The organism is Bacillus cereus group sp. BfR-BA-01379 (assembly GCF_022663605.1).
Lineage (GTDB): Bacteria > Bacillota > Bacilli > Bacillales > Bacillaceae_G > Bacillus_A > Bacillus_A mobilis.
This window is the reverse complement of sequence record NZ_JAKUFT010000037.1, coordinates 1-20,452: the sequence shown is the minus strand read 5'-3', so window position 1 is coordinate 20,452 and position 20,452 is coordinate 1. Positions and strand designations below refer to the sequence as shown.

Sequence of the window (20,452 nt, the reverse complement as noted above, 5' to 3'; positions counted from 1 at the left end):
TCTACTTAAAACCCTTTATATTGAGGTTCTTCACGTTCTAATACTGAAACTCTATTCTGTAAATCAGTGATGATGCTGTCCATTTCTAACATGCATTCATGAAATACACGTTTTGATTCCGCGTCCTGTGAATTTAGTGAAAGAGAGCTTAAACTTGCTTGAGCGCCCCTTACACTAGCGAGGCAGGTTTTAACGCTAGCGATAACTGTCATACGAACACCTTATCCTTTCGGTTTGAATAGCAATGCTCCAATGAAGCCGAAAATAATAGCTGCAGATACGCCGGCGCTCGTTACTTTAAACATGCCGGTAATGACGCCGACGATACCATGTTTTGCAGCTTCTTCCATTGCGCCGTGAACGAGGGCATTACCGAAACTTGTAATAGGTACAGTTGCCCCGGCTCCAGCGAAATCAATTAATGGTTCATACAGGTTGAATCCGTCCAGTATAGCGCCGACAACAACAAGTGTTGCCATTGTATGAGCGGGTGTTAGCTTGCCGACATCAAACATAAGTTGGCCGATTACACAGATGAGTCCGCCAATGACGAAAGCCCAGAAAAAAATCATTGCGTTGCACCTCCGAATTCAATCGAAACGGCGTGAGCGATACACGGAATCGTTTCTTCTTGTTGGAATGTAAGTGGAGATAGTAAAGCGCCTGTCGCAACGACAAGTATTTTTTTGAACTCTCCTCTTTTCATTCGGTTTAATAAATGACCGTACACGACTGTTGCGGAACATCCTGGTCCACTCGCCCCAGCTATGACTGGTTGTCCGTCTCTGTAAATAATGATTCCACAATCTTGGAATTGTTCACTTGTTACTTTTGTTCCGTGTTTATGTAGTAGGTCGTAGGCAATTTCGCGACCGACATGTCCAAGGTCACCTGTTACGATTAAGTCGTAATAAGAGGGGTCAATTTGTCGTTCACGTAAATGGGCTTCAATTGTATCGACAGCCGCTGGGGCCATCGCACCACCCATATTAAAAGGATCTGTTAATCCCATATCAATCACTCGTCCAATTGTTGCAGATGTTACTCTAGGACCATGTCCAGTGTCGCTTAAAATAGCTGCGCCAGCTCCAGTTACTGTCCATTGTGCGGTAGGAGGTTTTTGACCGCCGTATTCAGTTGGATATCGGAATTGTTTTTCTACAGCGGCATTATGACTGGATGCTCCAGTTAATAAATACTTTGCGCCTTTTGCATTTACAATGCTTGCCCCGAGTGCTAATCCTTCCATTGAAGTAGAACATGCGCCGAATAATCCGAGATATGGTGTTCCGAGTGTACGGCAGGCAAAGCTTGTTGGAGTGATTTGATTAATTAAATCTCCTGCAAGTACAAATTGGATATCGTCTTTACGAAGCTTGGCTTTTTCAGTAGCGCGGCTACAAGCTTCTTCAAATAAAATTTTGTGCGCCTTCTCGTAAGAATCTTGTCCGAGCCATAAATCTTCATGGAGGGTGTCGAAGTCTTCAGGTATATTTCCATTCGCTTCAAACGGTCCACCAACTACCCCCGTTGAGATAATAACTGGTTTGTTTTCGAATACCCATGTTCGGTGTCCTTGTAACATTTATAGCCCTCCCCATTGAACGAGAATCGTTTTAATAAGTGCGATGACGAAAGCTGAAAATACACCAAATAAAATAACGGATCCGGCTAATTTAAACATATTTCCTCCAACGCCGAGTACGAATCCTTCTGTTCGGTGTTCGATACATGCGGCAATAACAGAGTTACCAAATCCAGTGACAGGTACAGCTGTGCCTGCGCCAGCAAACTGCCCAAAGCGGTCATATATACCGAAACCAGTTAGTAACATGGAAATGAAAATGAGCGTTGCGACTGTTGGATTTCCTGCTGAACGCTCAGTGAAATCAAAATATGTGATGTAAAAAGTAGAAATGAGTTGTCCGATGAAGCAAATAAAACCACCGACGAAAAAGGCTTTTATACAATTTTTCAAGACAGGGCGCTTCGGTTCTCGTTCTTGCTCGAATTTTTTATACTCCTGTTGCACAGGGGTTAAGTTCTTATCTTTACTAGACATTGCAATCCTTCCTTTTCTTTTAAAAAGCGTTAAGTGTTAGACTCCATTTTTTTCCCGATGAGTTTTAATTGCTTATTAATCTCATCTTTAGATACTTTTTTTTCCTTTATCCTTTTTTCAAGTTTTTCGAGTAACATAAAGATTTTTTTATCTGTACTTACACGAACATCGAAAGTAGGATGTTCATCACTTAGCTGCTTTTGAAGCTTCTTACGTAAAGGTTTTAATCCAAACCTTTCGTGGTGCTCCGGTGTAACTGCTATGTAGAGATCTAAATTTGAATTCACTGCTGTGCTTTTTATAATTTCATCCATAGCGAGAGCTCTTTTCTTGGCTCCTTGTGATATAGATTGATTAAATGATTCCGTACTCGTCTTTGTTAATTTGGGACCTTTCTCTTTCTCCGTTCGTTTTGCTTCTTCTTTCACTTTTTTATCTAAGGGACTATTATCACATCCGGTAAAAGAGCTACATAGAAGGGCAAATAATGCGGTTATGAGGCCGAGTTTTCGCATGATTATCATTCCATTTCTATTGCAATATGTAATGTGATAGAAAAAGGATGACTGCATATCATCCTTTTTCTATTTCACAGCATGACGAATACGTTATTGCTGTGAGTATTGTGGTTCTTCTTGTTGGACTTCTTCAACGCGTGGGTTTAAAGAATCGATAATCGTTTGCGTTTGCTCTGCAGCTGTTTGGAAAAGTTGCTTTGCTTGTTGGTTATCCGTATCAAGAGCGAATCCCTCTAAGCTAGCTTGTGCACTTTTTAATCCAGAAACAGTTTGCTTTAATTTTGTAATTACAGTCATTGAATGAAGCCCCCTTTGGAATATCAATTCAAAGATTATAATTTGTGAGTTGGGGTGAATTTATGATTGGAAAATTTAGGGGGCAGTGCTTTGTTAATCTACTCCTAACTAGGGTGCATAGAGGATTATGGGGATATTTTTATTGATTTAGATGGATTTTATTGCTATTATTATGAAAAGAAAATGAAGTGTTTTTATAATCATGCGCCCATAGCTCAGTCGGATAGAGCGGTGGTTTCCGGTACCACGTCTTATATGACAAAGGGAACTAAATACGTTTTAGGGTGCGGTATAGAGCTGTTTGTCAGAGTTTTTAACGCTTAACATGAGCGGGAACAAACCGCAAACGTCCTACGTAGGCATTAGCGAATTATTGTCGCATAGTAAAAAGATGCTACGTGTAGTCAAGTGAAGATAATGATAATACATATGCGGAGAGCTTCCGTCTGGAATTTATTTCAGATAGGGGGTTCTTTTTTATGTTGAAAAGTAGACGGGTGGTAAAAAGGCGAAAGGAAGTAGTCGATTTTATCGGTATTGCGGAAGAATTAAATACAGAAGCAGCGATAACGATTGCTACGCAGGCATTTCGAGCGGAAGGGTTTAGAAAGCGAACTATAGACGATTACAGTAAGCTCTTCCGTTATTTCATGCGAGAATTGAATATTGAGAAAGTCGAGATCATTACGGTGGCGCATGTACAAATGTATATTAACAAGTTGCTCAATCGAGAGTTAGCACCTACTACTGTAAATATTCGTATATCGGCATTGAAATCGGTCTTTAAGCGACTGCATGAACAAGGCTACATTAAAAGTAATCCCGCTGTAGACTTTGTAAAACTGCGTACTGATGAAGCACCGATTTTTACGCTAAATAACAATCAAATAAAGCGCCTATTTCGTGTGGTAGATAAGACGACGTACGCGGGCTACAGAGATTACTGCACTATGCTGCTTATGCTGCACTGCGGGTTGCGTGTAAACGAAGTAAATCAGCTAGAGGTTAACGATATAGATTTTGATAACTTTACAATTATGTTAGCAGGCGCTAAGAATAAGAACCGTAAAACTAGGGCTGTACCTATGACGAAGAAGGTAGCAGAAGAGCTACGAATGCTTATAGACGAAAGTCGAGAGTACTTTGGAGGTATTACAAACGTCTTTCTAACGCAAGAAGGTAAAGTGATAGATAATGATTTGCTGCGTAAGCGTATGTACCGCTATGGTACGTTAGCGGGGCTTTTAAAAGAATGCCGTCCGTCGCCTCATAGTTTACGCCATACCTTTGCTACGAGCTTCTTACGGAATGGTGGAAGTGTTAACGCATTAATGCGAATTATGGGACATGCAGACATCACGACAACTATGCGATATGTCCGTTTGAACGACGAAGCGGTAAAAGAGCAGTACGAAAAGGTAGCTGCTAAGAACGATTACGGGGTTTAAAGTAAATAAAAGAGCCGTACGCTGCAACGTACGACCCCAAACATACACACATCGAAACTGAATACAGGACAAGCCGTATCAGTCCGACAACATCTAGCTTTCATTCTATCGAAAAAAAATCGAGGGTGCAAGGCTTAGTTTCTTATTGTCTTTTTTAGGTGCTGGTACGGTAATTTCCTAAAGTGGAATTGCCTGTAAACCACATTAAAAACTGTTTGGCTTGTTATCGGTCGTGCGGAAAGTACTTAGTATGCTTTTACAAGGATAGCGCCCCGTAATGTATTCCTATTCATACGCTACGGGAAGGTGAGAACTTACCTAGGCGTTTAGTCTAAAAGGTTCGGGCGGTTATCGTTAGCGTTACGACGCTAGGGAGTGTATTCAGCTTGTCGCATAGGGACGATATTATGAGGACAAGCCTACGAAAAAGGGTACATACGGTGAAAACTGTTAAGCGAATAGGGTCATACATAAGGAACACTGACGAAACAAGGCATGGCATTAACCGAAGCCTAAATGTAGACGCTTATCCTTTCTATTCTGATTGATTACTTTTTGCGTAGTCTTTCAGCATAGGGGATAAGTCTGCCGCCAGCCGTTTTCCTAACTTCGCTGCGGCATGATAAAAACCGAAAGACCCTAAGGTCAAGCAATTTTAAGAGATTTAAAAGAAATTACTACCACTAACCACGGTTAGAGGGAAATATAGATAACTACCATTAAACACAGTTAGAGGGAAAATTGAGAAACGAAGAACTAAACGCACTAGCAATCAAAGCAAGAAACGATGAAAACGCAATGTGGCAAGTCGTACTATATGGGGTAGCGCCACTTAGCCATCAAGCTAAGCTTATATAAGTTTAATTTCATATGAGATTTCTTCTTTTTTCTAAAGGTCCAGTGTAAGTTCTTTAAAGATTTGCATACTAAATACACCCTATAGGATTTCAATTTTTTTGATTACGCTACATGATTGTGAGATATAGTAAAGTTGTATACGACGCCTAAGATATCAAAGACTGTTTTCTTTTCGTATCGGTGAGATTTCCTCACGTTTTTCTCTAAAAGATAAAACAAACGCAGTAAAACTTTTAATAATTCATGGATGCTTTTCTGTAAACCTTCATAAAGCAATAGATAATAATTCTTTATCATATAGATGAATTTGTATTCACTTAGTTCTTTCCTTATCCCAGAGTAACTGACGTTTTTTGAACATCGTCGATGAACAGAGTAAAATGCTAATGAGTTGCCCATATAAATGTCATTCTAAGCGTTCGTTCTTGATTTCCTTACACTTGTCAATTTGAAAGAAAGATTTTCATGTTTTGAACAAAATTTCAATTTGCCAGCGTAATGAATACAAGTCATGGGTATGTTCCGTTGGGACATTTTCTGCCAAAAGATTCGTAATATACACGTTGATTCCACTCAACCTTTTACTCCGTTCTTTGTAGGTAATACCTTTCTTTTTTTGCTTGCTCCTTCAACCAATTCTCTGTTTGTTCCTTTGTTAATCGATGAATAATAACACGAGCAGGTAATTTTTGATACTGTCCAATGTATGCCTCTGAAATCTCCATTGTTTGACCAGGGGATAATTGATTCATGAGTTCTTCCATATCTAACTGAATATAGAGTGTTCCTTTCTTTACGGTTCCATTTCGAAAATATTCTAACTTATCATTCTTACGATAGATTCGAGAATTCAATTTCAAACGTGAGATATAGTAAGCTTTTTTATCATGGATCTTCTGTAAGTCATGTAAGTCGAAATAGCCTAAATCTCTTATGTACAAGTCTTTTTGTTGAATGGTTTGTAGGCTTGTTGAAGCAAAGGTTTTATCATTTTTTCTTCCTTCTCCTACATAAACGTGCAGGAACTTTCCACTCAATAGGTCATACTCCAATTGAATTTTAACTCCTGCGGTATGGCTACTTCCAACTGAACCTTGATAATGTAAAGAAAACTTATCTGGAAGCTGAAATGTTGTAGAATCCAGAATCCGAATATGCTTAAAGGTTGTGATATATTGATGAGTTATTTCTTTTGTTGAATGAATTCTTTGAGTTAAAAGTTTAGCTAGCACTTGTTCAAGAAACTTTACTGCAGAAGTATTAAATCGTTGGTTAAGTCCTTCAGGACTGATAAGAACACCTGTAGGATACTTCAAGACAGCTACATAATTGTGTGAGTGATGTATTTGCAACCTGTTGACTAAGCCATACACATAAAGCAACTAATTCCTGTGCTTGATATTTACTCTTTCGTTGAACGAATCCTTTTTCTTTGGCTAGGTGTTCTAGAGCATGAGGAGACATATGTCGTTGTAATTCTTCAGCAATTGGTTGAAGTTCGTCAAGAATCGAAAGATTCATAAAGCCACGCCATCCTTTCCTATAATTTTACAGAAAGGATAATGTCTTTTTCGCTTTATGGATAGTAAAAAATTTTAGCTTGATAGTGATGTGGTGCTACCCCTATTTGAGTTGTTACGCTTGATAATACAATTCATCATAAGAAAAAAATTATGAGTACGTACATTCTGAAAATTCTTGTATTTCACTGTACAAAAAAGAGTAATAGTGTTACTTTTATATAAAAAGGTGGAATAAATTAATGGCTGTAACAATTAATGATATTGTACATATTCCAATTTCAAATGAGAATATTAGATGGGCTGCTACTACAGCAATTTTGAAGTTTCCTTATACGTCTCAAGGGTTTGCCAATGGTAGGCCTATCTTAGATAACCTTTTTCAAGGCGATTTAGCTAAAAATGCTCTCATAACATATTTAATGCATAGAGGTTTCAACATAACAAATGAATATGACAGAGTGCGTACTGACAATTTCACTCTTCATAATCCACAAGGTTATGACTTTTCGCAAAATGATTTAAGGGTAGAAGTTAACTCTTCTAAAGTACCACATTTAAATAGAGACTTAGCCTATCGTTTACGTTGGTATGACTTAAAGGTTACTGCTTATGACAATTATAATAACGTTACTATGCCCCTTGATTTACCTTATGATATTGCATATCAGTTATACTTTGAAACTGATGTAAACTACGTTCCTAGAAATTACGCTAATTTATTAACTGCTGTTAATACTGTATTTGAGGATGGAATTCTTTATAATGAAAATGTTTTAAATGCCTTAATTGATCAACTAATTGTTGACTTAGAAGTTGATGATAGATATACAAATACATTGTCGGGTTATGCTAAAACTACCCCTCAAGACATTGAGAATATTCGTTTAAATAACCAAAATAATAGACAAAGTCAAACTTGGAATCACGGAAGAGGAGTCAGAAATTATTGGAATTGTAAACTTCAAGACTGTGTCCCAATGCCTTAAAGCATAAAGAAAGCACCTCTAAAATTAGAGGTGCTTTTAATTATGAAAATACCTTTGATAATTGTACCCAACTATCACTTTTTATGTCATCGCTATAATCTGCTGTACAAATAAATAACTCATTGTTACTTTTGTCTTTTCTAACAAAAGCTGCCTGTAATGCATGCTTATTTGCATATTTAACAAGATAATCAAACTTCATACGTGAAAAGGCATCGATATCTTCACTTTTACCGCTATTACTGAAACCACCTTTAGTTTCTACAATCCAAATGGTGTTTTGAACTGAAACTATATAGTCTGGATAAAATAATTTAGCTGTACCAGCATTGTCATAATATCCGATAGAGAAATATTCACTACCTTTATCACCATTTTTATAGAACCAATCTACACTCTCTGTATCTTCACAAAATCTTTCAAAACTTTTTTCTGAATCAGATCTTTTCTCTGCCGAACTTAGATAGTCTTTATAAATATTCTTAGAATACACTTCTTGAATTTTATTACTACCATCATAAGTAAAAACAAATGATTCAGGGAAACTAAATTTTTGGTCAAAGAATAAATTTAATTGAGTTTGTTTTCCTTTTCCAGCCATAGAAATAGCGCCAACAAAATCTTCAATTAACTTATTATAGTTATTAATAATAAATGCATATAAGTCTTTAACCGTTAGTGCAAGTAGTTTTTTGTTTTTTGATGACTTATTAAATAACCTTCTCACAATTGTACTCATTTTTTCATATGTAAGGCTTATTCGCAGTCCAATTCTACTTAAGCGATTATGATAATCTCGACTATGTCTATTAACATCTAATTCTTCCGTCAAATTGATACTATCTAACTTTTTAAAATCATCTTCGCTTAAATTTTGTACTGATCCTGAAAAAGTCTTTTGACGAATAACATTAGAAAATACATAACCACCTTCTTCAAGTTTTGATTTATTACCTTCTAAATCATCATCTAAATGATAAGTATCTTTGTAAAACCCCATTATAGAGTTTATTGCTATTGTTGCGTCATTCGAAGAACTCAATCCCGATCTTTGTTCATTGATTAATCCAAAGTCTTTAAATTTTGGTTTCAAAGTTAATATTTTACCATTCAATGCATTTTTGCCTAATTCTGCTTTTACGCCTTCAGTAAATTTTTCATCAAAAGTATAAAGATAACAAGAATCTAATTTATCTTTTCCATAATGTTTAGCTTCGGGCATACGACGAATTCGACCAATAGTTTGAATCTCAAAAACTTCATTCGAATTTTCTCGTAATTTAACTAATATATGGGCACGTGGACAATCCCAGCCTGTAGCAATTGCTTGTTTAATAAGAATTATTATAGGCTTCGCATTATTCATTTCTACATCTTCTAAGTTTTCTTTTTTATCACTTAGCCAAATAGCTAGTAATCCATTATCATAAGTAATATTTTTTGTTGCTAAGTATTTTTCAACCGCTCCAATCGCTTCATCACTGTCATTTGGAAATTGGATAATAATTAAAGGATTTACTGATGAATTCAACCTTTTAAAATTTGTATTTAGTTCAAACTGCTTTTCGAGCGCTTTATCTATTAGAAATTCACTTGGATCTGTTATCAATGTATTACTACTGAACCCCTCATTAATAACTAATACTTTTTTTATTAATCCTTCTTCTATAACTTCAGATTCCGATATTTCTATAAGAGCAACATCTTTCCCATATGTTGGGGTTGCTGAAGTTCTTATTACTTTATCTGCATTAAACAACGAAAGAACTTCATTCGCTTTTAAAGTATTATTTTGATGTGATTCATCAATTACAACAACAAATTCTAAACTTTTATTCAAAGCTTTTTTAACGTGCTCTTTAAAATTAACTTTCTCGCCTTCTTTTAAAGCGTTATTACCTCGCTTAGTTAGCTTTTCCCAGTTTATAAAACAAACATCATCTTCTTCAAAGCCGCTATTCATAACATCAGATAAAAGTTTTGTAGAGCTATTATGAATATACTTATCCATTTTTGCTTTACTTTGCTTTTCTAACTCGCCTTTCCCAGGTGTTAACCATATAAAAACTTTATTAGGGTTTCCTTTTATATATTGATCAATAAAGTGTGTTAAAATAATCGTTTTACCAGAACCTGTAGGACTTTTCAATACTATTTCATGCTTATTTTCTAACATTTTTTCATTTAATTCACTAATAGCTTTCAATTGAAATTTTGCTAATTCAAGCATTTCTATCGCTCCAGTTCATTGTAATAGTAATTTGGTATAATCTTAACCTCGATGCCATTTTCTTTAAAATATTTTTCTTGTAAAGAACTAGTAAGAACATCATGTCCTAAATAAACCACTCGACAAATACTAGATTTATCTAGAGAATCATTCCGTATAAATTCTTCTAATTCTTCATCTGTAAGAATAATTTTAAATTCTTTATTATCATCTAAATTTATACCATTTTCTAATTCAACCAAAGCTGGAATATAGTTTAAAAGTTCATCTGCGTATTCTTCATAAAACAAATCTTCCGTTGGCACATATTCAACTTTCAAATATTTTAATTTCCCTTTATATGGATTAAAGTATTCATTTTTTGTATTAATGCCAAATAGTCTTAAATATCCATCCTTAGATTCTGTTTTATATTGGACAAATTCATTATTACTTTCAATTCTTTCAATTTCCTTGAAAGTCTTATCAATTTTTTTTAGAGCTGATTTTGTTAATTTTTCTTCTAAAAGTTCTACCATATATTCTTTTTTATATTCAAACCCTTTTAGTAGACTGCTAACTCGTTTATAAGTTATTTCTCTACAAATATTATTTTGATTGTTTGTACACAAAATAAATTTACGGTTGCCTCCGCGCTCCTTATTCAATTCTAAAATTGCTTGTCCAGTTGTTCCCGAACCTGCAAAGAAATCTAAAACATATGCATCTGGATTGTAGTGACATGAAATTAAGCGTTTGATTAAATCTACAGGTTTAGAATAATCAAATTCATCTTGCAAATTGAATACACTTAAATCTTTCTTAGCATTATCATTTGAATATTTATTAAGAGTTAATTCAATTGAGCTTAGTGGCTTTGTCTTATGCACGTACTTAATAAAGTATTCAGTCATTCCTTTACTTTTTCTTTTCTCAATTTTGGCATTCAAATATGTTTTAGTATAGATACGGGCCGTCCCATCCTTCTTTCTTTTGATAACAACAAACCCATTTTCATACCCATATTTAAACATTTCCTTATTCCATCTCCATGCCCAGTCAGCGCGTTTATGTTTTCCAGATTGACGTTCTAAATGTTTTTCTTTACTTCCTCCTGGATAAAAAATTTCCCCATCAATTTCTAACGGATAATCTAAACTTTTACTGTAAGATAAACTGTCATAATCTAATGTTTGATTTAATTTATATTTACCTCGTTCATCAACAAACTCATCTTCATATTTATAATTATCATCAATATGTTCCTCCATTACAAAAACATCTTTATTTAGTTTCGTATATACTAAAACATAATCATGATTTTTTGAGAATGAGCCTGTAGTTTTCCCACTTTTTTTCGTTTGTCTTGGTAATGCAACAATAAAATTATCTTCTCCAAAAATTTCATCTGTTAAAATTTTTAAAGCTGCTTGTTCTTTATCATCGATACTCATAAATAAAATTCCGTCGTTAGACATAACTTCATGCGCTAACTCTAATCTACGTTTCATAAATGATAACCATTTACTATGTTTATATGCATCTTCTTTTTCTACATAATCATCGTCATACGTGAAGTCTGTATTACCAGTATTATATGGTGGGTCAATATAAACAACATCAACCAAACCCTTGTGAGTTTTAGAAAGTAATTCTAATGAAGCTAAATTATCACCTTCCAATAAGAAGTTCATTTCTCCACCATTATCTACATATAAATCTTTCTCTTCCGTAAACACGGGAAGATTCTCTTTTAATAGTCGGTCTAGTGTTTCCTCATGTTCCTCATAAATAAGCCCGTATTTTTTTATATTTAATTCATTTGAAATACCATTCAAATAATTCTTTAACCTTGCTGCTTCTTTTGAATCTTCTATAGCGCTAATAGATTTTTTTATTTCCTCAATTTGTGCTAACAATTTATTTCGATTTTCTCCAGATATATTAGTACTCAATTATCTTCGCCCCTAAAATTTATTTAAATTATACATAATATGCAGATCCACAAACTTTCCGCTGAAAATTCAAAGCTAACAATATTATACCAAATAAATTCAATTGGTTTATTATTGTTGTTATCCATTATCTTCTAATTAGTCCATTAAAATAATTCATTACCAAATTTAATAATAGTATAAGTTCTTATTTCAAATAATTTAAGAGAGTGTAGTATTTCATCAATTCTTCCTGTAACTAATTAATGTTCTTACTTAAAATGAGTGGATTACATTCAAAATATTTCTAATTGTTAAGAATGAAAAAGACAAATACGTGAACTTGATTTAACTTAGTGACGGTCGGAACAGAAGCATACGGGGTCTTGACGCATGCCCATCAACCTAACAGAACAGGTTGCCCCAAAAACGATAAAAATAAACTTCGTTGCTATAAAAGGCACAAAATTTTCGTTTTGGAGGTATTATAAATTTTTGCTTGATGGCGATGGGGTAGCGCCATCATTTTGGAAAAAGCCACGCTTGTCAAAAGTAATCTATCCATAGTGATACTAAAATTACTACTGACAGGGCAAGAAAAAATGTGATATTTCGAATCCACTTTTGTATATCATCAAAATACCGTTCTATAAATGCAACGTTGATATAAAACATGAGAAGTACAATAAGGAAGGTAAAGTTGCCAAATTTATCGTTCAATTTTTCATTGGTAAATGTGCTTACATGAAGGAATAGTAAAGCTAACGTTACTAAGAATAGCTCAAATAAGCTTTTCTTGCTCAATTCACCATCCCCTTACAGTAATTTCCTTTTAATTCATTTTATCAGAATGTAGTGTGTAGCAGACCATGAATATCATATTCATTTTTTTATACATTCCTATCCTGACGTGTTTTTTTTCGAAATGCTGGCAGGATGCCTAATAGTGGACATCGTTTTCGATATGGATCACATAGAAAATACATGCGATATTGCTAGAAGATTGGCGAAGAAAACAGGGTGCACATTTAATAGCGCTAGGGGCGCAGTGAGGTCGTTTGTTAAGCGAAAGAGGGCGGCATGATTTATATTGGTGTGCGTCGATATTTAACGAGGATTGGCGATGCCTTATGTGACTCGCGTTGTACTTCGCAGCGTACGCAATGATATAATAGTCTTCTAGCACTTCTACTAGCGATTGTACGTCTAATAGAAGCGGTATACGTAGTTGTGGAAATTCTGCGTAGGCTATGGAGTTGTGTTCCAGCGCTCTCATGTTGGATATATCGCAGCTCCTTTTTTGTATGAGTAGGAGTAACAAAGCTTTACATGATGTAAACTCGTGTAATTTTATAAGAGGAACGCTGGACGCTTAGAGCTGCAAGGTGTTAGCTTACTTTTAGTTAGTTGTATTTGTTTACGCAAGTTTACATATATACGAAAACAGGGGGGCTGTACAGCTGCTCCGAGGTCGGTCGGGGGGCGCCGTCCATAACTCGAGGGGTTACGCATATAACAAAAAAGACGCTATTTATTTAGCGCCCTGCTTCTTTTTCTTCGCTCGTATTAACGTACTCTTACTAATGCCTGTCAATTGCTCTACCTGTGTATATGAATGTGTTTCTAGTAATCCTAACGCATGCTCTATTTGCTTCGGTGTGTATTTGTTTGGTCTACCTTCTTTAAAGTCGTCACGTTGCTTTGCGATTGCCTTGCCTTCCTGCGTACGCTCTACAATCATATCTCTTTCGAATTCAGCGAATGAACTCATAATATTAAAGATTAATCGCCCCGCTGCTGTATCTTCTACTAATCCCATGTTAAGGATATGAACTCTTACGCCTCTTTCAAATAGCCCCTTAACTGTTTGTATTCCATCTACCGCAGACCTTGCGAATCTATCTAGCTTCGTAACCACCAATGTATCGCCTGCTTCTAGTTTCGATAGTACTTCTTGAAACTTAGGGCGGTCTGCCTTCGTTCCCGTAAACTTCTCGGAATAGATAATGTCGCAACCTTCCTTTTCTAACATTTGTATTTGCGCCTCTAAATTCTGCTGTAATGTACTTACCCTTGCGTATCCGTATTTCATATGTACCCGCCTTTTTTTCGTGTTCACTTATGATACTAAGTTATGACACCTTTTGATGTACCGATTCTATCGTGTCGTTAAAATGGTGTCAATACCTTTAAGTTATGACACTTTTAGTGTTAATGATACGTCCCCTTACATTCAAATGCTGCGATGCAGGGCGGCATATTATCTCACATAGGCAGGGCTATTTTACCAACAGGGCGTTATATATCCTTATACCCCGATACGTTATGGCACAGGGCGGATAGGTGGCTGCATATCGCTACACACACGGACTTATATGCGATTAGGTAATACAATTAGTGTTCGAACACCTTAAAACACCTCTATAAACCTTGTACGGCTTCGTGCGACGTCTGTACCTTTAGAGGTGGGCGCAGTACCTTATACGGATAGGGCTAGGGCGACATGCTGCTGGGGCATAGCGTATGTCCATGCCACCTATTACTATGCGGCTAGTCTTGCGCAGCTTTAAGTATTCGAGAGTGGTTGAATGCGAGGAAAGCAGCGAGTCTTTGCAGTGTTGTTCTTTCTTCATTCATATTGATTGCGAAGACTTCTATCATTGTAATTCAATTAGCGAATCAAAGGTGATCCGAAAGATAAACGATTAAGAATGTTAGTGCGAAGTTAAGTGCAGTCGATGCAGATTGCAAGCGCAGCAAAGAAGATTACTTGCGAAGAAAGAAACGCATTAAAAAGGAATCGCAATCGAAACTTATCATCGAAGTGAACGGCAGCGAAGCAGCGGGCGAAGACTTGCGAAGCCGTGAAGTGCAGCGCAACGATACAGCACGCCGCCCACTCGAAATTATCCATTTCCCCCAACGGCTACCACGAATACGTCACAGCAGCCCCTCAGAAATTATAGATTTCATTTTTGAACTCGGGGCGTAACAGTTGCCCGCCTTTAGCGCTAAACCTTCGCAATTTCTTTATATATCTATCTGCGTATCTCTGCGCAGTAATGACTTATATAGCTATCGTTCTTACTTAGTTATCGTTAGTGTGCGTTAGAGCCATGTTAGCTAGACCGCACATGGATGCTTATTGCGCTATAGCATACGGACTTGCAGCCTCGTGTCTCTTTCGCTACGCTCATCGACTTCAAATGTATTCGCAGTAGTGGGAGGTGTTTTATTAGTATATTGCTGCGTAAATGCCGCTAGGCAGGGCGCTCTTATGAACATAAGATAAAGAACGTACTCATAGCGGAAAACGGGGTATAACCTTACAGCCGCAAGGGTTTGGGGTGATTTCGAAACTGTCACTAAAACCAATGCCAAATCGAGCTAACTATCACTTTAACCAATGTGTGTAAACTCATCGACCTAACCCAAAATCGAAACTTGAGGCGCCTATCATTGTGAAGGCACTTTTTTTATGTGCCGAAAACAAAGGAGGGCTACTAAATGGGATTAAGAGAGTACGTAAACGAGGAAACGGGAGAGTTATTTTTTAGTAAACGAGACGTAATAGAACAAAAGGAAAGAGAAGAGCGTCAGCGTCAAGGATACAAAGACAAGCTAGCTCGTGAAGCAGCGAAGAGTCGGGAAGACAAGCGAGAATTTTTAAAGGTGATCAATGACCGAATGAACGCAATCAATAAAGATATATCGCTATTAGATGCGGGGCTGCTATTTAAATTAGCTTTAAATCTGCGACTAGGGAACGGCAGTAGGCTCGTTACTGGGAAAAGAGATGCACAAGGTAGGCTAAAACCGCTTAAACAGTCGGATATGCAGCGCCTTTTAGGAAAGAGCACGAACGGTGTTAAGAAAGCAATCGGACGATTAGAAGCTCTAGGTGTAGTCCATAGAGAGGGCGAAGGAAGGCGTAGCGTTTTTTATGTAGATGAAAGCCTTATTTCTATCGGAAAGAGCGAGGAAGCGAAGCCGTTTACGAAGGTCTATAGAGTATATGCGAAAGAGAAACTAGATGAATTAACTGACAATGAAGCGGGGCTGCTGCTTAAAGCGACTGCGTACGTAAATCACAAGTTTCTTATGTTAACGCACGACCCGACGGAGCAAGACGTAGACAAAGCGAAACCGTTACGTATTAAGGAAGCTGCTGCGCTGCTAGGCGTGGAAGAGAGCCATTTTAGCGTACTGTTATCGGGTTTAAAGCGTAAAGGTGCAGTAGCCACGTTCGATACAGGCACAAAAGGAAAAGCAATACTGATACATCCGTATTTATGCGACAGAGGTAACGACAAAGGTGAGGTAGCTTCGCTAGTGACGAATTATTTCCGTATTTCTTTTAATTAATTTAAGCGAAGTATACAAGAAATCGACCCGTAGCCGTACATATAAGTGAAGAGAGTAGGGTACGAACCTATTCTCAATCTAGTTAGGTAAGTACGCAAATTCGTATGCGGCTTCGGTTTATGTATTACGGAAGCTGCCTGTACTTATTACGCCGCTACATTCTATCCAATGGCATTAGAGAGGGCGCTATTAACGTGGCGTCCAGTTCCCTTTTTTACATACGAACCATATATAAAATACGCAACTATAGGAGGCGATAAAAATGAATGCTGCGACAATCCGTTTTACACGACAACTACTAGATTTAACGCAAACAGAGTTCGGTGCGCTAGTAGGTGTTAATCAACTCGCTGTGACTCGTTGGGAGAGCGATTTACAAAGTCCGAATAAAGACAGCGTGAGAAGAATACGAACGTTATTAGGCGACGAAGTTCTTGCAAAGATAGACGCATTTATGTACGAACAAGAGCTAAAAGTGCTAAAGGATTCGGTTAAAGCGCAAGTAGCTGCACGAGCTACAGTTAAAAAGAAAGATGGAAGTACGAAAGTGGGTGTAGCTGTATGCGTCCGTTAATGGTGGTTAACATTCATAAACTACGAGGTCGCCCTTTCTTATGCGCTTATGTATACGACGACAATTATTTACTCGCGCAGGTAATCGCACCTGCAACCGAGATGCCGCTAACGAAGAAGATGCGTGAAGTGGTGTGGGCGAATTGCGACGACTTACCAGCGTTCGACGTATGGACAAGCGATGAATCTATATACCTAGCGTGTCTTACGGCGAGTGATATAACTGGGCATTTCAAGGCGCAGGAAGAGACGTCGGAAACATTACGCGGTATCGAAGATGCGAGAACACAAGAGGCTCTAATAGATTTATACGAGCTAAAAGATCCGAATGAAAAAGAGCAGCAAAAACAACTACCGAAATGGCGCACAGTGCTTATTAGCTGTATGCGTAAATTAATCGAAAAACTAGAGGGGGAAACGAAAGATGGAATGGAAACTATACGAGGACTATAAGAAACAAGACGAAAAGGCATTAGCACTAACGGAAAGATACGCACAAAAGGTAAAAGATGCGAAAGAGGGCGTAACGGCTGCTGTAGTAGCATACGAGGACGTCTTAAAGAAAGAGTTTGCAGGGGGAAGTGTTGCTACTCAAAAGAAGAAGGCGCAAAGTGATATCGACAAGGCTAGAGCTGCGTTAGAGTTCGCAGAGAAAGAAGAAAAACAGGCGAACGAGTACGCCGAACAGGAGCTGCAAGGGAAAATTACAATAGATGATTTAGCGGCTGATTGGTTCGGTACTATCGACCCTATGCTACAAAAAGAACGTGTACAGCCAATCGTAGAGCGAGCGCAAAAGGCTATTGGAGAATACTACCGCACAGTACTAGAATATTACCAGCTAAACGATGAGTTCGGAGGGCTATTATCAAAACTAAACGAACTAAGTCGAGGACGCAAAGGTGCTTCGCCTTTCTTTAATGATGTGTTCGACTATAGAGAACTGCCGAAAATGAGTGACGATGAGCTAGGGTATATTTACAGAAATAAAGAACTACCTGAAGCGTACAAAAAGGAGGAAAACTAAAATGTACAATATCAACGTAATGCGTAGCGATGTAAAGGCGAAGCTAGGGAATAACGAGCAGATTACACGGGAAGATGTTACGGCAGCTATGGAGGTTGCACAACGTTCCCAGCATCATAACGATAAGGTTCTATATGTAAACGTAAAACGTGCGTATAGTACGCAGCAGGAACATAACGAAGAGTAAAGGCGAGGGCGTGGACTTAGTGTCTGCGTCTAAATTCGTTCTATGCCGTTTTGCGCAGAGTACGAAGACCACGAAGAAAGTGAGAGAAGGCGCATTATATATAGGATAGAAGAGATTTTTATACTTGCGTATTAGATAGACGACAGGCTATAATATCCATATGTAAAGAAGCGAACACCTAAGCGATGGAGTTCGTGTCCTACGTTAAACTTTCGGTAAGAACAAATCGAAACAAGACGGAGGCTAAACGTTGATATTATCATAATCTTCATGCGCCCATAGCTCAGTCGGATAGAGCGGTGGTTTCCGGTACCACGTCTGCCGGGGGTTCGAATCCCTCTGGGCGCGTCAAAAAGTCCTAACTTACGTTTTGTAGGTTAGGACTTTTTTTATTTCCCTCTTGTTATATCTGGTAATAAGATTTACTATTAGTACTTGATAATAATTTTTCGGCGTATTATTTTCTTTCAATATTATTCAAATTTCGGTTGTAAGTTGTAAATCTCATTAATACATATAAATTAATAATATTTTGGAATGGGTGTCTGCGTGAGGATTCTCCTTTTACCAAACTTATTGTACAATAGAAACAAGGGGGAGATTAGTTTGAAGGCAAGTCTTTTACAAGAACAAAGCTTACGTTTGGCAATGACACAAGAGTTAAGGCAAGCGATTACAATGCTCCAGTATAATGTACAAGAATTATCGGAGTTTTTGTATGAGCAATCGTTAGAGAATCCCCTTATTGAGTTAGGTGGTTTTGAGAGGGAGAAGAAAAAGAGCTCTAACAACAGTAAAAGTACCAGCAAACAAGTCGAGAATCAGATGGAGATCTACAGTGTGGATTCTACAACGATTCAGCAACATTTATTAAATCAAATACAGTATTATAAAATAGATGAAGAAGAGCGAAAAGTAGCTTCTTTCATTATTATGAACATGGATGGAAATGGGTATTTACAAGAAACGAACGAAGAGTTAGCGGATCTCCTTTCCGCACCGATTCATGTAGTCGACCGCTCTGTAGAGCTTGTCCAATCGCTCGAGCCAGCAGGGGTAGGAGCGCGTAATATTCAGGAATGTCTAACCTTACAATTGAAGCGCTTACAAAGACGGAATGGATTAGCGGAAGAGGTTATAGAGGATCACTTCGCTTATTTCGTGAAGAAGGATTGGCGAAAGCTCGTTCAAGTGTTGAAGTGTAGTAATGAAGAATTGCAATCGGCGGTGAACTGTATTACGTCCCTGCAGCCGAAACCAGGTCTTGCGTTTTCTTCTGATAAACCACTTTACATTGTGCCTGATATGGCGGTGAAAAAAGATGGTGATCGTCTCGTTTTACAAATGAATGAGAGAAATATGCCGAGAATTGAAATTCATTCTGAGTATAGTGCACTTCTGAATGATAGTGAAAGTGAAGTAGCATCTTACGTATCAGAAAAGTATCAGCATGTGCAGTGGATTATGCGCAGTTTAAAACAGAGAAAACAAACGCTTCTGCAAGTGATGACCATTATTATGGAAAAACAACATGATTTCTTCTGGGACGGTCCAGAACATTTAAAGCCACTTGCTTTAAAAGAGGTAGCGGAAGAGTTAAGTGTGCATGAGTCTACAATTAGTCGTGCAACGCGAAATAAATATGTGCAAACACCACACGGTTTATTTGAGATGAAATCGTTCTTTAGTAATGCTGTTTCTACTACTGAAGATGAAGCAGTTTCTACAAAGCGTGTGAAACGGTTTATTCAAACGCTTGTTGAAGCGGAAAATAAGAAAAAGCCACTTTCAGATCAAAAGATTTCAAAATTATTAGAAGAAGAGCATGAAATCGTTATTTCTAGAAGAACAGTGGCGAAGTATAGAGAACAAATGCATATTCCAGCGTCGTCATTACGAAAAACGATCGGATAGGTGAAGAAGATGGAAGTTGTACTGTATACAAAAAAAGATTGCGGCCTTTGCGTGCAGGCGAAACAAGTTTTGCAGGAAGTGCAATGTGAATATTCTTTTCAAATTGAGGAAATAGATATATATGAAGATAATGACCTTTTAGAAAAATATCATCTAATGATTCCGGTTGTAGAAATAGGCGGAAAACAGGTGGAATATGGTAACATTCACAAAGGTGTCATAATAAACTATATAAAGAATGCAGTTAAGAGTTGAATAAGTTTCTATCTCCTGTTACAATAATACACGTAGCAGGGATTATTTTTTTAACCTATGTGGGACACAAAATGTCACTACGGGACGTAAAGTGACCACGAGGAAAAATGAACCAATGTAGTGAGGAGAAAAGATATGCGCTCATGGATTCAGAACACAAAAAAATTATTACCTGATCTGCTACCTGTTATGCAAACGAGAATGCAAATTCTTCAATACATTAGGCTCATGCAGCCGATTGGAAGAAGAAACTTGTCAGCGAGTCTCGGTATGACAGAACGAGTATTGCGAAGTGA

The 20,452-nt window shown here is 37.4% G+C and carries 19 protein-coding genes, 1 tRNA gene and 2 pseudogenes; 11 read left to right on the top strand and 11 right to left on the bottom strand.

Features of this window, described 5'->3' with window-relative positions; all coding sequences use genetic code 11:
- Positions 1 to 5: 5 nt before the first annotated feature.
- The 6 genes from MR113_RS15470 to MR113_RS15445 form a co-directional block, all read right to left on the bottom strand.
- Positions 6 to 212: a DUF1657 domain-containing protein gene (locus MR113_RS15470; RefSeq protein ID WP_002034728.1), complete on the bottom strand. Its 207-nt coding sequence runs from the start codon at positions 210 to 212 to the stop codon at positions 6 to 8.
- A 9-nt stretch (positions 213 to 221) separates the two neighbouring features.
- Positions 222 to 572 (bottom strand): stage V sporulation protein AE, encoded by a 351-nt coding sequence (gene spoVAE, locus MR113_RS15465; RefSeq protein WP_000575922.1) that lies wholly within the window; start codon positions 570 to 572, stop codon positions 222 to 224.
- Complete coding sequence (gene spoVAD / locus MR113_RS15460; protein WP_242255315.1) at positions 569 to 1,585, bottom strand: stage V sporulation protein AD; 1,017 nt, start codon at positions 1,583 to 1,585, stop codon at positions 569 to 571. Before spoVAD ends, spoVAE begins: the two co-directional genes overlap by 4 nt.
- Positions 1,586 to 2,062 carry a stage V sporulation protein AC gene (spoVAC, locus tag MR113_RS15455; protein ID WP_000095399.1) on the bottom strand — a complete coding sequence of 159 codons (477 nt, stop codon included), beginning with the start codon at positions 2,060 to 2,062 and terminating at the stop codon, positions 1,586 to 1,588.
- A gap of 29 nt (positions 2,063 to 2,091) precedes the next feature.
- Positions 2,092 to 2,577 carry a YhcN/YlaJ family sporulation lipoprotein gene (locus MR113_RS15450; protein WP_242255313.1) on the bottom strand — a complete coding sequence of 162 codons (486 nt, stop codon included), beginning with the start codon at positions 2,575 to 2,577 and terminating at the stop codon, positions 2,092 to 2,094.
- A gap of 93 nt (positions 2,578 to 2,670) precedes the next feature.
- Positions 2,671 to 2,877, bottom strand: a complete 207-nt coding sequence (locus MR113_RS15445) for a DUF1657 domain-containing protein (protein WP_000216160.1) — start codon at positions 2,875 to 2,877, stop codon at positions 2,671 to 2,673.
- 479 nt (positions 2,878 to 3,356) lie between these two features.
- On the opposite strand from MR113_RS15445, the gene MR113_RS15440 reads away from it, so the two are divergent.
- The gene (locus MR113_RS15440) at positions 3,357 to 4,325 is read left to right on the top strand and encodes a tyrosine-type recombinase/integrase (RefSeq protein ID WP_000920415.1); all 969 of its coding nucleotides are present in this window, start codon (positions 3,357 to 3,359) and stop codon (positions 4,323 to 4,325) included.
- A gap of 960 nt (positions 4,326 to 5,285) precedes the next feature.
- Here the strand turns inward: MR113_RS15440 and MR113_RS15435 are convergent.
- Positions 5,286 to 6,704 (bottom strand): annotated as a pseudogene (locus MR113_RS15435) (IS4 family transposase).
- A gap of 241 nt (positions 6,705 to 6,945) precedes the next feature.
- On the opposite strand from MR113_RS15435, the gene MR113_RS15430 reads away from it, so the two are divergent.
- Entirely contained in the window at positions 6,946 to 7,692 is a 747-nt protein-coding gene (locus MR113_RS15430) for a hypothetical protein (RefSeq protein ID WP_000301536.1), read from the top strand.
- 40 nt (positions 7,693 to 7,732) lie between these two features.
- Here the strand turns inward: MR113_RS15430 and MR113_RS15425 are convergent, their stop codons facing one another.
- The 4 genes from MR113_RS15425 to MR113_RS15410 all read right to left on the bottom strand — a co-directional run bounded on the left by MR113_RS15425 (position 7,733) and on the right by MR113_RS15410 (position 13,927).
- Positions 7,733 to 9,922, bottom strand: a complete 2,190-nt coding sequence (locus tag MR113_RS15425) for a DEAD/DEAH box helicase (RefSeq protein WP_242255311.1) — start codon at positions 9,920 to 9,922, stop codon at positions 7,733 to 7,735.
- A 2-nt stretch (positions 9,923 to 9,924) separates the two neighbouring features.
- Entirely contained in the window at positions 9,925 to 11,856 is a 1,932-nt protein-coding gene (locus tag MR113_RS15420; protein ID WP_000106167.1) for a site-specific DNA-methyltransferase, read from the bottom strand.
- Between the two features lie 525 nt (positions 11,857 to 12,381).
- Entirely contained in the window at positions 12,382 to 12,639 is a 258-nt protein-coding gene (locus tag MR113_RS15415; RefSeq protein ID WP_242255308.1) for a DUF3963 domain-containing protein, read from the bottom strand.
- Positions 12,640 to 13,366: 727 nt separating this feature from the next.
- Positions 13,367 to 13,927, bottom strand: a complete 561-nt coding sequence (locus tag MR113_RS15410; protein WP_000873656.1) for a recombinase family protein — start codon at positions 13,925 to 13,927, stop codon at positions 13,367 to 13,369.
- Positions 13,928 to 15,342: 1,415 nt separating this feature from the next.
- Between MR113_RS15410 and MR113_RS15405 the strand changes: the two genes are divergently transcribed.
- The 9 genes and pseudogenes from MR113_RS15405 to MR113_RS28600 all read left to right on the top strand — a co-directional run.
- The gene (locus MR113_RS15405; protein ID WP_000524276.1) at positions 15,343 to 16,200 is read left to right on the top strand and encodes a hypothetical protein; all 858 of its coding nucleotides are present in this window, start codon (positions 15,343 to 15,345) and stop codon (positions 16,198 to 16,200) included.
- Positions 16,201 to 16,462: 262 nt separating this feature from the next.
- A complete protein-coding gene (locus MR113_RS15400) occupies positions 16,463 to 16,774 on the top strand; it encodes a helix-turn-helix domain-containing protein (protein WP_000990554.1) in 312 nt (103 codons plus the stop codon).
- Positions 16,762 to 17,226 (top strand): hypothetical protein, encoded by a 465-nt coding sequence (locus tag MR113_RS15395; protein ID WP_001247663.1) that lies wholly within the window; start codon positions 16,762 to 16,764, stop codon positions 17,224 to 17,226. Before MR113_RS15400 ends, MR113_RS15395 begins: the two co-directional genes overlap by 13 nt.
- Complete coding sequence (locus tag MR113_RS15390; protein WP_000454949.1) at positions 17,198 to 17,800, top strand: hypothetical protein; 603 nt, start codon at positions 17,198 to 17,200, stop codon at positions 17,798 to 17,800. The genes MR113_RS15395 and MR113_RS15390 overlap by 29 nt, the downstream gene beginning before the upstream one ends.
- Before the next feature lies 1 nt (position 17,801).
- A complete protein-coding gene (locus MR113_RS15385) occupies positions 17,802 to 17,987 on the top strand; it encodes a hypothetical protein (RefSeq protein ID WP_000282377.1) in 186 nt (61 codons plus the stop codon).
- A 272-nt stretch (positions 17,988 to 18,259) separates the two neighbouring features.
- Positions 18,260 to 18,335, top strand: a tRNA-Arg gene (locus tag MR113_RS15380).
- Between the two features lie 258 nt (positions 18,336 to 18,593).
- Positions 18,594 to 19,901 carry an RNA polymerase factor sigma-54 gene (gene rpoN / locus MR113_RS15375; protein ID WP_242255307.1) on the top strand — a complete coding sequence of 436 codons (1,308 nt, stop codon included), beginning with the start codon at positions 18,594 to 18,596 and terminating at the stop codon, positions 19,899 to 19,901.
- 9 nt (positions 19,902 to 19,910) lie between these two features.
- Positions 19,911 to 20,156 carry a glutaredoxin family protein gene (locus MR113_RS15370; RefSeq protein WP_063263114.1) on the top strand — a complete coding sequence of 82 codons (246 nt, stop codon included), beginning with the start codon at positions 19,911 to 19,913 and terminating at the stop codon, positions 20,154 to 20,156.
- Between the two features lie 135 nt (positions 20,157 to 20,291).
- Positions 20,292 to 20,452: pseudogene (locus MR113_RS28600) on the top strand (hypothetical protein); the annotation flags it as partial.

Bases quoted from the DNA above. Each gene is read 5' to 3' on its own strand.
- MR113_RS15470 (WP_002034728.1), bottom strand. From the start codon at position 212: ATGACAGTTATCGCTAGCGTTAAAACCTGCCTCGCTAGTGTAAGGGGC.
- spoVAE (WP_000575922.1), bottom strand. From the start codon at position 572: ATGATTTTTTTCTGGGCTTTCGTCATTGGCGGACTCATCTGTGTAATC.
- spoVAD (WP_242255315.1), bottom strand. From the start codon at position 1,585: ATGTTACAAGGACACCGAACATGGGTATTCGAAAACAAACCAGTTATT.
- spoVAC (WP_000095399.1), bottom strand. From the start codon at position 2,062: ATGTCTAGTAAAGATAAGAACTTAACCCCTGTGCAACAGGAGTATAAA.
- MR113_RS15450 (WP_242255313.1), bottom strand. From the start codon at position 2,577: ATGCGAAAACTCGGCCTCATAACCGCATTATTTGCCCTTCTATGTAGC.
- MR113_RS15445 (WP_000216160.1), bottom strand. From the start codon at position 2,877: ATGACTGTAATTACAAAATTAAAGCAAACTGTTTCTGGATTAAAAAGT.
- MR113_RS15440 (WP_000920415.1), top strand. From the start codon at position 3,357: ATGTTGAAAAGTAGACGGGTGGTAAAAAGGCGAAAGGAAGTAGTCGAT.
- MR113_RS15430 (WP_000301536.1), top strand. From the start codon at position 6,946: ATGGCTGTAACAATTAATGATATTGTACATATTCCAATTTCAAATGAG.
- MR113_RS15425 (WP_242255311.1), bottom strand. From the start codon at position 9,922: ATGCTTGAATTAGCAAAATTTCAATTGAAAGCTATTAGTGAATTAAAT.
- MR113_RS15410 (WP_000873656.1), bottom strand. From the start codon at position 13,927: ATGAAATACGGATACGCAAGGGTAAGTACATTACAGCAGAATTTAGAG.
- MR113_RS15405 (WP_000524276.1), top strand. From the start codon at position 15,343: ATGGGATTAAGAGAGTACGTAAACGAGGAAACGGGAGAGTTATTTTTT.
- MR113_RS15400 (WP_000990554.1), top strand. From the start codon at position 16,463: ATGAATGCTGCGACAATCCGTTTTACACGACAACTACTAGATTTAACG.
- MR113_RS15395 (WP_001247663.1), top strand. From the start codon at position 16,762: ATGCGTCCGTTAATGGTGGTTAACATTCATAAACTACGAGGTCGCCCT.
- MR113_RS15390 (WP_000454949.1), top strand. From the start codon at position 17,198: ATGGAATGGAAACTATACGAGGACTATAAGAAACAAGACGAAAAGGCA.
- MR113_RS15385 (WP_000282377.1), top strand. From the start codon at position 17,802: ATGTACAATATCAACGTAATGCGTAGCGATGTAAAGGCGAAGCTAGGG.
- MR113_RS15370 (WP_063263114.1), top strand. From the start codon at position 19,911: ATGGAAGTTGTACTGTATACAAAAAAAGATTGCGGCCTTTGCGTGCAG.